Source organism: Mycobacterium sp. pUA109 (genome assembly GCF_041287095.1).
In the GTDB taxonomy this organism is placed as follows: domain Bacteria; phylum Actinomycetota; class Actinomycetes; order Mycobacteriales; family Mycobacteriaceae; genus Mycobacterium.
Window position 1 is genome coordinate 167,733 of record NZ_JBGGKS010000006.1, and the last position, 12,267, is coordinate 179,999.

The following is a 12,267-nucleotide window of genomic DNA, read 5'->3' on the forward strand; positions in this document are numbered from 1 at the left end:
AGGAGAAGCTCGATCATGGCTGTGCCCAAGCGCAGGATGTCGCGTGCGAACACCCGTTCCCGTCGCGCGCAGTGGAAAGCCGAAGCCCCCGGGTTGGTCAACGTCACCGCGGGCGGCCAGCAGCACAAGGTGCCGCGTCGGCTGCTCAAGGCCGCGCGCCTGGGCCTGATCGACCTCGACCGCCGCTAGTTAGGCTGCCGCGGCGCCGAGCGTGCGTCCAGGGCGGGGATTCGCCCGATTTTCCGCCACAGGTGCACGTTCGGCGGCTGAGCTGGCGAGAGCGGCGGCGCTGACCAGGGCCAAACCGTCAGGGCGCGCCTCTTAGGCCGCTCTCAGGCGATGGGATAAAACTAGAGGCCGTGCGGATACTTGTCGTCGATGACGATCGCGCGGTGCGTGAATCGCTACGCAGATCCCTTTCCTTCAACGGCTATTCGGTGGCATTGGCGACCGACGGCGTGGAGGCGTTAGAGGCGATCGCTGCGGATCGGCCCGACGCGGTGATTCTGGATGTGATGATGCCGCGGCTGGACGGCCTGGAAGTCTGCCGTCAGCTGCGCAGCACCGGCGATGATCTCCCCATCCTGGTGTTGACCGCCCGCGACTCGGTGTCCGAGCGGGTCGCGGGTCTGGATGCCGGTGCCGACGACTACTTGCCTAAACCCTTCGCGCTCGAAGAGTTGCTGGCCCGGATGCGGGCCCTGTTGCGGCGCACCGTCCCCGATGTGTCCGGCGACTCCGCGCCAATGACGTTCACCGACTTGACGCTGGACCCGGTGACCCGTGAAGTCACCCGCGGGGAGCGCCAAATCAGCCTGACCCGTACCGAATTCGCGCTGCTGGAGATGCTGATCGCGAATCCGCGCCGGGTGTTGACCCGCAGCCGCATTCTGGAGGAGGTGTGGGGCTTCGACTTCCCGACCTCCGGGAATGCGCTGGAGGTCTACATCGGGTATCTGCGTCGGAAAACGGAGGCCGAGGGGGAGTCGCGGCTGATCCACACCGTGCGCGGTGTGGGTTATGTGTTGCGCGAGTCGTCGCCTTGATGCCGTCGCTGGGACACCGCGGTCCGCGGCGAGGCACCACGTCGGTGTCGCTGCGCGGGCGGGTGATGCTGCTGGCGATGTCGATGGTGGCGATGGTCGTCTTTTTGATGGCGTTCGCCGTCTACAAGGTGATCTCGGTCGCGCTGTATAAGGACATCGACAACCAGCTGTGGAGCCGCGCGCAGCTGCTGATCGCCAGCGGTTCCCTGGCGGCCAATCCCGGCAAAGCCATCGAGGGCACCGCCTACTCGGATGTGAACGCGATGCTGGTGGTGCCCGGCCGGGCGACCTATATGGCCAATCAGCAAGGACAGCGGCTGCCGGTGGAAGGGCCGGAGGAGGCCGTCATCCGCGGTGAGCGGTTCATGTCCTGGCACACCGTGGGCAAGCAGCGGGTGTTCGCCGTGCACTTGCCCAACGACAACTCGCTGCTGATCTCCAAGAGCCTGGTCCCCACCGACGCGGTGATGACGCGGCTGCGGTGGGTGCTGCTGGTCGTGGGCGGGGTCGGGCTGGCGGTCGCCGCGATCGCCGGGGAGATGGTGACCCGCGCCGGGTTGCGGCCGGTGGGCCGTCTCACCGAGGCGGCCGAACGGGTGGCGCGCACCGACGACCTGCGACCCATCCCGGTCTACGGCAGCGACGAATTGGCCCGGCTCACCGAGGCGTTCAACCTGATGCTGCGGGCGTTGGCCGAGTCACGGGAGCGGCAGGCGCGATTGGTCGCCGACGCCGGCCACGAACTGCGCACCCCGCTGACCTCGCTGCGCACCAACGTGGAGTTGCTGATGGCCTCGATGGAGCCCGGTGCCCCACGACTGCCGGAGCAGGAAATGGCCGATCTGCGTGCCGATGTGATCGCCCAGATCGAGGAACTCTCCACCCTGGTCGGTGATTTGGTGGACCTCACCCGAGATGAGGCCCGCGAAGTGGTGCATGAACCGGTGGACATGTCCGAGGTCATCGACCGCAGCCTGGAGCGGGTCCGGCGGCGCCGCAACGATATTGAGTTCGACGTCGAGGTCACCGGATGGCAGGTCTACGGCGATGCCGCCGGGCTGTCCCGTGCGGTGCTGAATCTGCTGGACAATGCGGCGAAATGGAGCCCGTCGGGCGGGCGGGTCGGTCTGCGGCTGACCCAGCTCGATCCGTCCCACGCCGAGCTGGTGGTCTCCGATCAAGGGCCGGGCATCCCGCCGGAGGAGCGCCGGCTGGTGTTCGAGCGGTTCTTCCGGTCGGCCTCGGCGCGGGCGATGCCCGGTTCGGGTTTGGGACTGGCAATCGTCAAACAGGTGGTCCTCAAGCATGGCGGCGCCCTGCGCGTCGAAGACACCAGCCCGGGCGCTCAGCCGCCGGGAACCTCGATCTACCTGCTGTTGCCCGGGCGTCCGGTTGCCGATGTGGCGTTGCCCACGCCGATGGCAGACCCGCAGGTCGCGGCCACCGCGCCCCCCGGCGGGCAAAAATCTGCGAACCCACCGAGTAGCATCACAGACGATTCTCAGTCCGGGCAGGCAACGTAGTCGTGCAGCACACGTTGCATCTCATTTCAACTCCGAGGAGGAGTGACGTAGCGACATGACGAATCACCCACGGTATTCGCCACCGCCGCAGCCGGAGCACCACACGGGGTCGGCCCCGGTGATGCCGTCACCCGAGCACACCGGGCAGATTCCGCACCAGACGCTGTCCCACCCGTACGACTGGCGCTACGCGCAGCAGCAACAACGGCAACTGCCGCGCCCGCCGTACGACGGCTATCGGGGCGCTCCGCCCGGATTTGACCGCCCCCCGGCCGATTTCCGGCCGATGCCGCAAAAGCGTTCCCGGACAGGGTTATTGATGACCGGCGCGGTAGCCATCGCGGTGGTGTCGGCCGGTATCGGCGGAACCGTTGCGACGGTGATGCATCCGGACCGGCAGACCGTGGTCGGCGCCCCGTCGGTGACGGCACCCGGCAACACGCCGGGTCAGCCGGCCGCCGCGAGCCTGCCCGAGGGCACGGTGGAGAAGGTCGCCGCCAAGGTGGTGCCCAGCGTGGTGATGCTGGAAACCGACCTGGGTCGCCAGTCCGAGGAGGGCTCGGGCATCATCTGGTCCACCGACGGGCTGATCCTGACCAACAACCACGTCGTCGCGGCCGCCGCCAAAACCGATCATCCCGGCCCGGACGGTCCGAAAACCACCGTGACCTTCGCCGATGGACGTACCGCATCGTTCACCGTGGTCGGGGCCGACCCGGCCAGCGACATCGCCGTCGTCCACGTCGACGGGGTGTCCAACCTGACCCCGATCTCGCTGGGCGCCTCGGCGAATCTGCGGGTCGGCCAGGACGTGGTGGCCGTCGGGTCCCCGCTGGGACTGGAGGGCACCGTCACCACCGGGATCGTCAGCGCGCTCAACCGGCCGGTCTCGACCAGCGGTGAGGCGGGGAACCAGAACACCGTTCTGGACGCCATCCAGACCGACGCCGCGATCAACCCGGGTAACTCCGGTGGCGCGTTGGTCAACATGAACGGCGATCTGGTCGGCATCAACTCGGCGATCGCCACCCTGGGCGGTGATTCGGCCGAGGCGCAAAGCGGCTCGATCGGGCTGGGCTTCGCCATCCCGGTGGATCAGGCCAAGCGCATCGCCGACGAGTTGATCAACAGCCCCAGCCACACCGCGACCCACGCCTCGCTGGGGGTGCGGGTCACCAGCGATCGCACCGCCCACGGTGCGAAGATCGTCGAGGTGGTTGCCGGGCAGGCCGCGGCCAAGGCGGGGTTGCCCGACGGCGTCACCGTCACCAAGCTCGACGACCGCCCGATCGGCGGCGCCGACGCGTTGGTCGCCGCCGTGCGGTCCAAGGCGCCCGGTGAAACGGTGACGCTGACGTACCTGGAGCCGGGCGGGGACAGCAAAACCGTGCAGGTCGTGCTGGGTACGGCGGAGCAGTGATGGGAGTCGGCGGGCCGCGGTCCGTGCCTGCAGATACGGTGGCATCCATGGAAGAGGCAGGGGACATGGTCGGCAGGGCCCTCGTCGTCGTGGTCGACGACCGCACCGCGCACGGCGATGAGGATCACAGTGGGCCGTTGGTGACCGAGTTGCTTGCCGAGGCCGGGTTTTTAGTGGACGGCGTGGTGGCCGTGGCCGCCGACGAGGTCGAGATCCGCAATGCGCTGAACACCGCGGTGATCGGCGGGGTGGACCTGGTGGTGTCGGTGGGCGGTACCGGAGTGACGCCCCGCGACGTCACCCCCGAAGCCACCCGCGAGATTCTGGACCGGGAAATCCTCGGTATTTCCGAAGCGCTGCGGGCCTCGGGGCTATCGGCGGGGATCGTCGACGCCGGTTTGTCACGCGGGCTGGCCGGAATATCGGGGAGCACGCTGGTGGTCAATCTCGCCGGTTCCCGTTATGCCGTCCGTGACGGAATGGCGACCCTGAATCCGCTGGCCACCCAGATCATTGGCCAATTATCGAGTTTGGAGATCTGAACCCGGTGTTCGACACCGAATTTCCGGCCGCATCGGCCGACGAGCGCGACCCGGACACCGCGCGCGACATCGAGGAGCGCGAGCGGTGGCTGCGGGATAACGTGCCACCGCATCACGGCTGATCAGGGCCCTACACCGGGCATTGTCGAGGTCACGGCCCGGTTAACGTTCGATTCCCACTTCATCGGCAATCTCGCCGAAAACGCGCGATTGTGCGCAGCTGCGCATACGGTTTTCCTGGGCGAAGTCACGTCGCCCCAGAAGTGGTGCCAACGGAACGGCTTATGAAAGGGGCGTTCATGCTCAAGGGGTTCAAGAATTTCTTGATGCGCGATGACGTGATCACCGTGGCCGTCGGTCTGGTCGTCGCGACGGCTTTCTCGAACCTGGTGAAGGCCTTTACCGACAGCGTTATCACCCCGCTGGTGGCGGCCGCTCAGCCCGGCAGCGGAAAGCTCGGGTTGGGGGTGCAGCTCAAATCCGGTAACGAGGCGACGTTTATCGACTTCGGGACAGTGATCTCGGCCATCATCTACTTCGTTGTTTTCATGGCGGTGGTTTATTTCCTGATCGTGCTGCCCTACAAGCACATCCAGGCGCGTCGCGGGATCACCGTGTTCGGCGACGACGAGCCGGCCCCGTCCACCAAGACCTGCGAGGAGTGCCTGTCCGACGATCTGCCGCTGGCGGCCCGCAAATGCAAGCACTGCGGCAGCCTGCAGGTCAGCTCGCCTAGTGCAGGGTGAACGTCACCGTCTGCGTCAGCGCGGCCCCGGCGACGGCGTTGGCGGCGCTGACCGGCAGCGCTACCAGCACCACCCGGTCCTCGGATTGACCCGGCTGTTTGGCCGACACCAGGACCACCACCGCATTGCTGGCCACCAGCTTCGGGGCAGCCCCGCCGGGTGAGGCGGCGCCCGGGGCCTCGGGGGCGGCGGCCAGGATGTCGACCACGTCGCCGGGGCGAAGCAGATCGATCAGCCCGGCGTCGGCTGGATGCACCGGCACGATCCGGGCGTCGGGCCCGGCCGTTGACTCGGCCAGCCGCGCCCCCAGCAACCGGACATCGGTGAGCACCTCCCCGCGCCGCGTCGCGCCCGCCACCGTCGCACCGGCCACCGCACCCAGGCTGGTTTGCGCCCCGTCCGGGATCGTCGTGGTCGGCCGCGGCTCGAGCCGGACATCGTCGGTGGTCAACGCCGTGCCCGGCTGCAGGTCGTGCGCCGCGACCAGCACCGGGGCGCGGTCGGCGTCGGGATCGGAGCGCAACGCCGCGATTCCGGCCAACACGACCAGTCCGCCGGCGGCGACCCGGCGGGCCAGCACGGTGCGGGCCCAATCGGGGTGCAGCCACAGCGCGAGCCGGCTGGTCAGGGTGGGGTTGAGCGATTCGCCCATGCCGCCACGGTAGGCAGCAACCTACCCGGGCGCCTGCGTCGTAGCGCGCGGGCTGTGGATAAGGAGCGCCGTTTTAGCTCGAGGCGGCCGCAGTGGACGGTGCGGGGGAGGAGCTGGCGGTCGCTGTGCTCGACTTCTCGGTGGACGTGGACTTGTCGCTGGAGCTGGACTCCGAGCTGCTCTTGGCGGAGCCGTTGATGGTGCTCTTCGTCGACTCGCGGCTGTCGGTGCGGTAGAAACCGGTGCCCTTGAACACCACACCGACCGACCCGAACAGCTTGCGGAGTCGACCCGAGCACTTCTCGCAGGTGGTCAACGCATCGTCGGTGAACGCCTGCACCGCGTCGAAGCGGTTGCCGCACGCGGTACACGCATAGCTATAAGTCGGCACAGAAACCTCCGGGATGTGCGCAGAGTTGTTAGCACTCTACAGTGCTAAGTGCTAGAACCGCTATGTGGCGCGTGTCATTCCCGCGCCGAGCGAGGTCACGCCCGCGCCGGGGGTCAGCGCGTGGGTCATCCGCACATCGTGCGGCTCGCACGGCAGCTCGTCGAGCACCTCCTCATCGCGCACCACCGCGATCCGCGGCGCATCGGGCGCGGCCAGCGCCAGGGAGCGGTCATAGAAGCCGCCGCCGCGGCCCAGCCGCACCCCGCGGCGGTCGACGGCCAGCGCCGGCACCAGCACCACCCCCGCCTGCCTAAGTGCCGACGCCGGCAGCCACGGCTCGGGCGGTTCGAGCAGGCCGAACCGCGCGGTCACCAGCCGCCCCGGCCGGTACTCGCCCCACCGCAGCGGCAGCGGAACGTCGTCGCCGGTGGTGCGGGCAACCGGCAGCAGCACCCGCAGGTCGCGACGCAGCAACGCGTCCAGCATGCCGATCGCGCCCGGTTCGGCGCCCACCGGCACGTAGGCGCAGACGGTGCCGGTGCTGGTCGTCAGCGCGGCGAGGTGTTCGGTGAGTGCCTGCGCTTCGGCGGCACGCACGTCGTCGGCAACCGCGCGGCGGGCCTGCAGCAGCCGGCTGCGCAGCGCGGCCTTGCCTGCGGTGCCCATGGCCTCCACGATGCCAGGACGGACTTTCCCGCTGCCACACCCCAATGCGCAGGCCGATGCCGTTATCGTGTGAACGATGTCTGGATCACAGCTTCCGGTTCCGCGCACGGCGATCGTGCCCGCGGCCGGTCTGGGCACCCGATTTTTGCCCGCCACCAAGACGGTGCCCAAGGAGCTGCTGCCGGTGGTCGACACCCCCGGTATCGAGTTGGTGGCCGCCGAGGCCGCCGATGCCGGTGCCGAGCGGTTGGTGATCGTCACCTCCGAGGGCAAAGACAGCGTCGTCGCCCACTTCGTCGAAGACCTGGTGCTGGAAGGCACGCTGGAGGCGCGCGGCAAGAAGGCCATGCTGGCCAAGGTGCGCCGGGCGCCCGAGCTGATCAAGGTCGAGTCGGTGGTGCAGGCCGAGCCGCTGGGGCTGGGCCACGCCATCGGCTGCGTGGAGCCCACCCTGGGCGACGACGAGGACGCGGTCGCGGTGCTGCTGCCCGACGACCTGGTGCTGCCGACCGGGGTGCTGGAGACCATGTCGAAGGTGCGGGCCAGCCGCGGCGGCACCGTGTTGTGCGCCATCGAGGTCACGCCCGAGGAGGTCAGCGCCTACGGCGTCTTCGCTGTCGAACCGGTGCCCGACAGCGACAACCCGGACGTGCTCAAGGTCGTCGGCATGGTGGAGAAACCCAAGGCCGAGGATGCGCCGTCGCTGTACGCCGCCGCCGGGCGTTATGTGCTCGACCGGGCCGTCTTCGATGCGTTGCGCCGCATCGACCGCGGTGCCGGCGGCGAAGTGCAAATCACCGACGCGATCGCGCTGCTGATCTCCGAAGGCCACCCGGTCCACGTCGTCGTGCACCGCGGGTCTCGACACGATCTGGGAAATCCCGGCGGCTACCTCAAGGCTGCGGTTGACTTTGCCTTGGATCGTGACGACTACGGCCCGGAATTGCGGCGGTGGTTGGTGGCGCGATTGGGCCTGACCGAAGATTAGTCACCGGGCAATCGGATCGGGCCGACGCCGGGCACTGGAAGTTCGGCGGTAACCGCTCGACGGCAGAAAGGCGCGCGTTGCGTTCGGTGGAGGAGCAGCAGGCTCGGGTGACGGCGGCTGCGGTGGCGCCAAGACCGATCCAGGTTGCGATCGCCGAAGCGCAGGGCCTGATGTGCGCGGAAGAAGTCGTCACCGAGCAGCCGATGCCGGGCTTTGACCAGGCCGCGATCGACGGCTACGCGGTGCGCAGCGTCGACGTGCTCGACGTCCACGATGACGAGGCCGGGACGGCGTCCGGCGAGGTCAGCCTGCCGGTGATGGGAACCATCGAGGCCGGGGCGCGCACCCCCAGCCGGTTGCAGCCGCGCCAGGCCGCGCGGGTCCAGACCGGGGCCCCGATGCCGACGCTGGCCGACGCGGTGTTGCCGCTGCGCTGGACCGACGGCGGACAGAACCGGGTGCGGGTGCTGCGCGGGGTGCGCTCGGGCGCCTATGTCCGTCGCACCGGCGACGATGTGCAGCCCGGCGACGTCGCGGTGCGGTCCGGGACGATTATCGGCGCCGCGCAGGTGGGGCTGCTGGCCGCGGTGGGCCGCGAACGGGTGCTGGTGCATCCGCGGCCGCGGCTGTCGGTGATGTCGGTGGGGGGCGAGCTGGTCGACATCGCCCGCACCCCGGGCAACGGCCAGGTGTATGACGTCAACTCCTATGCGTTGGCGGCCGCCGGCCGCGACGCCGGTGCCGAGGTGAACCGGGTCGGCATCGTCAGCAGCGACCCCACCGAACTACGCGAAGTGGTCGAGGGTCAGCTGAACCGGGCCGAGATCGTGGTGATCGCCGGCGCGGTCGGGGGGGCGGCCGCCGAGGCGGTGCGCGCGGTGCTGTCCGAACTCGGCGAGATGGAGGTCGCCCGGATCGCCATGCATCCGGGCTCCGTGCAAGGTTTCGGTCAGCTGGGGTCGGACGGGGTGCCGACGTTCCTGCTGCCGGCCAACCCGGTCAGCGCGCTGGTGGTGTTCGAGGTGATGGTCCGGCCGCTGATCCGGTTGTCGCTGGGCAAGCGGCAGCCGATGCGCCGGGTGGTGCCGGCCCGCACCCTGTCGCCGATCAGCTCGGTGGTCGGACGCAAGGGCTACCTGCGGGGCCAGCTGATGCGGGATCAAGACACCGACGAATACCTGGTGCAGGCGCTGGGCGGGGCCCCGGGTGCGTCCTCGCACCTGCTGGCCACCCTGGCCGAAGCGAACTGTCTGGTGGTGGTGCCCGAGGAGGCCGAGCAGATTCCGACCGGTGAACTCATCGACGTCGCCTTTTTGGCTCAGCGCGGCTGAGCGGCGTACACGCTCGTGAACTTGTGGCGCTCCACCTCCCAGCATCCGGGTTGGCCGAAGGTGCTGGGGCCGCTACGGGTGGCGGCCGGGGTGATCCGGCTGCGGCCGGTGCGGATGCGCGACGGCGCGCACTGGAGCCGGATCCGGCTGGCCGACCGGGCCTACCTGGAGCCGTGGGAGCCCACCGCGGAGGTGAATTGGAATCTGCGGCACGCGCTTTCGGCGTGGCCCACGGTGTGTTCCAGCCTGCGTGCGGAGGCCCGCAAGGGCCGCATGCTGCCGTTCACCATCGAGCTGGACGGCCAGTTCTGCGGCCAGTTGACGATCGGCAACGTCACCCACGGGGCGTTGCGGTCGGCGTGGATCGGCTACTGGGTGTCCAGTGCCGCCACCGGCGGCGGCGTGGCCACCGGGGCGTTGGCGTTGGGCCTCGACCACTGCTTCGGGTCGGTGAAACTGCATCGGGTGGAAGCCACCGTGCGTCCGGAGAACGCGGCCAGCCGGGCGGTGCTGGCCAAGGTCGGTTTCCGGGAAGAGGGCTTGCTGCGGCGCTACCTCGACGTCGACGGGGGCTGGCGTGACCACCTGTTGGTGGGCCTGACCGTCGAGGAGGTCGCCGGCTCGGTGACCTCGCGGCTGGTGCGAAACGGCCAGGCCAGCTGGGTGTGAATCGTTTTGGGCCGTCGAGCCTGCGGTCATGGCTCGAGGCTGCGCTCACGGCTTCGAGCCTGTACTGAGAGCGTGTTTTTCGGCTGAAAGACGCTCTGGTTACAGGCTCGGCGCCGTAGCTGCAGGCTCGATGCCCCGAGCGCAGTCGCGGGGCACCGAACGCCCCTCGCGAGAATTTCGGTGTTACTAGTGTGGCAATTGTGGCTATTGGGGCTTTGCTGGAGTAAATTACAGACATGTAATCGTACTCGGCGCGTCGGCCGCGGACGCGCTGGTCGCACACCTAGCCTTGGCTAGGAAAGGAGCAGGCCACCATGCCCAGCATCCCCCAATCGTTGCTCTGGATATCACTGGTAGTGCTTTGGCTCTTCGTGCTGGTGCCCATGCTGATCAGCAAGCGCGAGGCCGTCCGCCGTACCAGCGATGTCGCCTTGGCGACGCGGGTGCTCAACAGCGGCAGCGCCGCCCGGCTGCTCAAACGCGGCGGCCCGGCCGCCGGTCATCGCAGTGACCCCGATTGGCAGCCCGAGCAAGACCACGCCGACGACGAGCTCGACGACGCCGAAACCGAGGCCCCGTCGCAGGCGGTGGCCGTGCACGCGGCCGAGGTTGACGACGCCGAGCCGGATTACCTCGACGTCGAGGTGGTCGAAGAGGATTCCGGGGCGCTGCCGGTGGGGGCCAGCGCGGAGGCGACCGACGCCGATGACCCCGCGCAGCCGGTGGCCGAGGACCCGCTTACCGACGAGGCGGAGTACGAGACCGAAGACCTCGACGACGACGAAGAGGCCGGCTGGGACGGCGACGACGACGTCGATGAGGCCGACGCCGACGAATACGAGTACGTCGAAGATACTTCGGGGCTGGAAGCCGAGGCCGACCCGCCCACCACGGCGACCCGGGCGCCGTCGTCGGGGGCGTCGCGGCGCCGGCGCTACGACTCCAAAACCGCCGCCGCCGTCAGCGCGCGCAAGTACAAGTTCCGCAAGCGGATGCTGATGGCCATGGCGCTGGTGCTGGTGGCCTCGGCCGCGGCGGCCTTCACCGTGGCGCCCAGTGCGTGGTGGCTGTGCGGCAGCGCCGCCGGGGTGACCGTGCTCTACCTGGCCTACCTGCGTCGCCAGACCCGCATCGAAGAGCGGGTGCGGCGCCGGCGCATGCAGCGGATGGCACGGTCGCGGCTCGGCGTGGAAAACACGCACGACCGCGAATTCGACGTGGTCCCGTCCCGGTTGCGCCGGCCCGGCGCCGCGGTGCTCGAGATCGACGACGAGGACCCGGCCTTCGAGCATCTCGCCTACGCCTCGTATGCGCGCGATTACGACTGGCGCACCGACCTCCCGCGCGCGGCCGGCCAGTAGCCCGTCGCAAACCGTGTTCGGTTTCTGGTCACCGGGCGGTGGCTGGTAACCTGCTAGCGGCCAGGGGCTATGGCGCAGTTGGTAGCGCGACTCGTTCGCATCGAGTAGGTCAGGGGTTCGATTCCCCTTAGCTCCACTTCAGTTTGTGCAGGTCAAGGCTATTTGGCTCAGTAGGCGTTTGCAGCGGTCCGCGAGGCGCGTCTGGCGCGGGGCAGGGTCTTTCCGGTGCGTCGGCTGGCACCATTGCGACAGCGCTGAAGTGAGTCGAGCGACGGTCTAGCGCGCACTCGCCGCGGTTACGGCCTGAACGCGGGCGCGACGAAGCGCTCCACAATCTGACGCTCGGTCACTGCATCATCAGCGGGCCAATACATCAGCGACATGACGACGCGAAGGATCCAGTGCACGGCCTGCTCGTCGTCATTGCTGAGTCCGTTGAGTTCCGTCGCGAATCCCGCCACGATCGCGGAGCCTTTAAGCCAGGCCATTTCCTGTGCGCGTATCGAGTTAAACATCAGTTGACCGAGCGGATGGGAGCGGATTTCAGCCAAGGCGGTGGTGATCGCGGTGACGACTCGATCGGGACCGCTGAGGTTCTCAACTTCGCGCCGAACTGTGTCGACGATCCGGCTGCCGGCGCGGATCAGCACCTCGTCGCGGATGTTGGCCTTGCCTCCGACGTGGCGATAGATCGTCGCGGGTGAGCAATGAACGCGGGCGGCCAACGTGTCGATGCTGAACGCTTCCAGCCCTTTGCGGGCGATGAGATCGGTGGCGGCGGCATAGATGCGTTCGGATGCTGCTTGCTGGCGACTTGCGCCTAGCAGCCAATCGTCGCGAGCCACGAGGTCGATTATCTCATCGTGAGAGAACCACCGCCATAATTCTCATGATCTGTGCAGGTACGAAGCTCGGCGTGAGAAGGGACGCCG

At 68.5% G+C, this 12,267-nt stretch carries 14 protein-coding genes and 1 tRNA gene; 11 read left to right on the forward strand and 4 right to left on the reverse strand.

What is annotated here, in order from left to right; translation table 11 throughout:
• The first annotated feature begins 15 nt into the window (after positions 1–15).
• The 6 genes from rpmF to ACAG26_RS09495 all read left to right on the forward strand — a co-directional run bounded on the left by rpmF (position 16) and on the right by ACAG26_RS09495 (position 5,277).
• Positions 16–189 carry a 50S ribosomal protein L32 gene (gene rpmF, locus ACAG26_RS09470; RefSeq protein ID WP_071021028.1) on the forward strand — a complete coding sequence of 58 codons (174 nt, stop codon included), beginning with the start codon at positions 16–18 and terminating at the stop codon, positions 187–189.
• Between the two features lie 170 nt (positions 190–359).
• On the forward strand, positions 360–1,046 hold the full coding sequence (locus tag ACAG26_RS09475; protein WP_071021025.1) for a response regulator transcription factor: 687 nt from the start codon (positions 360–362) through the stop codon (positions 1,044–1,046).
• Positions 1,046–2,569, forward strand: coding sequence for an ATP-binding protein (locus tag ACAG26_RS09480; RefSeq protein ID WP_370481550.1), 1,524 nt, complete (start codon positions 1,046–1,048; stop codon positions 2,567–2,569). The genes ACAG26_RS09475 and ACAG26_RS09480 overlap by 1 nt, the downstream gene beginning before the upstream one ends.
• A gap of 55 nt (positions 2,570–2,624) precedes the next feature.
• Positions 2,625–3,989, forward strand: coding sequence for a S1C family serine protease (locus tag ACAG26_RS09485; protein ID WP_370481552.1), 1,365 nt, complete (start codon positions 2,625–2,627; stop codon positions 3,987–3,989).
• Positions 3,989–4,531, forward strand: a complete 543-nt coding sequence (locus tag ACAG26_RS09490; RefSeq protein WP_370481555.1) for a molybdenum cofactor biosynthesis protein B — start codon at positions 3,989–3,991, stop codon at positions 4,529–4,531. Before ACAG26_RS09485 ends, ACAG26_RS09490 begins: the two co-directional genes overlap by 1 nt.
• A 284-nt stretch (positions 4,532–4,815) precedes the next feature.
• Positions 4,816–5,277, forward strand: coding sequence for an MscL family protein (locus ACAG26_RS09495; protein ID WP_370481557.1), 462 nt, complete (start codon positions 4,816–4,818; stop codon positions 5,275–5,277).
• Here the strand turns inward: ACAG26_RS09495 and ACAG26_RS09500 are convergent.
• The 3 genes from ACAG26_RS09500 to ACAG26_RS09510 all read right to left on the reverse strand — a co-directional run bounded on the left by ACAG26_RS09500 (position 5,264) and on the right by ACAG26_RS09510 (position 6,986).
• Positions 5,264–5,929 (reverse strand): SAF domain-containing protein, encoded by a 666-nt coding sequence (locus ACAG26_RS09500; protein ID WP_370481558.1) that lies wholly within the window; start codon positions 5,927–5,929, stop codon positions 5,264–5,266. The two genes, ACAG26_RS09495 and ACAG26_RS09500, sit on opposite strands and share 14 nt — an antisense overlap.
• A gap of 73 nt (positions 5,930–6,002) precedes the next feature.
• The gene (locus tag ACAG26_RS09505; protein ID WP_370481559.1) at positions 6,003–6,320 is read right to left on the reverse strand and encodes an FmdB family zinc ribbon protein; all 318 of its coding nucleotides are present in this window, start codon (positions 6,318–6,320) and stop codon (positions 6,003–6,005) included.
• A 60-nt stretch (positions 6,321–6,380) separates the two neighbouring features.
• A complete protein-coding gene (locus ACAG26_RS09510) occupies positions 6,381–6,986 on the reverse strand; it encodes a 5-formyltetrahydrofolate cyclo-ligase (RefSeq protein WP_370481560.1) in 606 nt (201 codons plus the stop codon).
• Positions 6,987–7,062: 76 nt separating this feature from the next.
• On the opposite strand from ACAG26_RS09510, the gene ACAG26_RS09515 reads away from it, so the two are divergent.
• The 5 genes from ACAG26_RS09515 to ACAG26_RS09535 all read left to right on the forward strand — a co-directional run bounded on the left by ACAG26_RS09515 (position 7,063) and on the right by ACAG26_RS09535 (position 11,471).
• Positions 7,063–7,974 (forward strand): UTP--glucose-1-phosphate uridylyltransferase, encoded by a 912-nt coding sequence (locus ACAG26_RS09515; RefSeq protein WP_370481561.1) that lies wholly within the window; start codon positions 7,063–7,065, stop codon positions 7,972–7,974.
• Positions 7,975–8,051: 77 nt separating this feature from the next.
• Positions 8,052–9,305: a gephyrin-like molybdotransferase Glp gene (glp, locus tag ACAG26_RS09520; protein ID WP_370481562.1), complete on the forward strand. Its 1,254-nt coding sequence runs from the start codon at positions 8,052–8,054 to the stop codon at positions 9,303–9,305.
• Between the two features lie 15 nt (positions 9,306–9,320).
• Positions 9,321–9,974 carry a GNAT family N-acetyltransferase gene (locus ACAG26_RS09525; RefSeq protein ID WP_370481563.1) on the forward strand — a complete coding sequence of 218 codons (654 nt, stop codon included), beginning with the start codon at positions 9,321–9,323 and terminating at the stop codon, positions 9,972–9,974.
• Positions 9,975–10,288: 314 nt separating this feature from the next.
• Positions 10,289–11,335 carry a gephyrin-like molybdotransferase receptor GlpR gene (gene glpR, locus ACAG26_RS09530; protein WP_370481564.1) on the forward strand — a complete coding sequence of 349 codons (1,047 nt, stop codon included), beginning with the start codon at positions 10,289–10,291 and terminating at the stop codon, positions 11,333–11,335.
• 63 nt (positions 11,336–11,398) lie between these two features.
• A tRNA-Ala gene (locus ACAG26_RS09535) sits at positions 11,399–11,471 on the forward strand.
• A 160-nt stretch (positions 11,472–11,631) separates the two neighbouring features.
• Here the strand turns inward: ACAG26_RS09535 and ACAG26_RS09540 are convergent.
• Positions 11,632–12,180: a TetR/AcrR family transcriptional regulator gene (locus ACAG26_RS09540; protein WP_370481566.1), complete on the reverse strand. Its 549-nt coding sequence runs from the start codon at positions 12,178–12,180 to the stop codon at positions 11,632–11,634.
• Positions 12,181–12,267 lie beyond the last annotated feature (87 nt).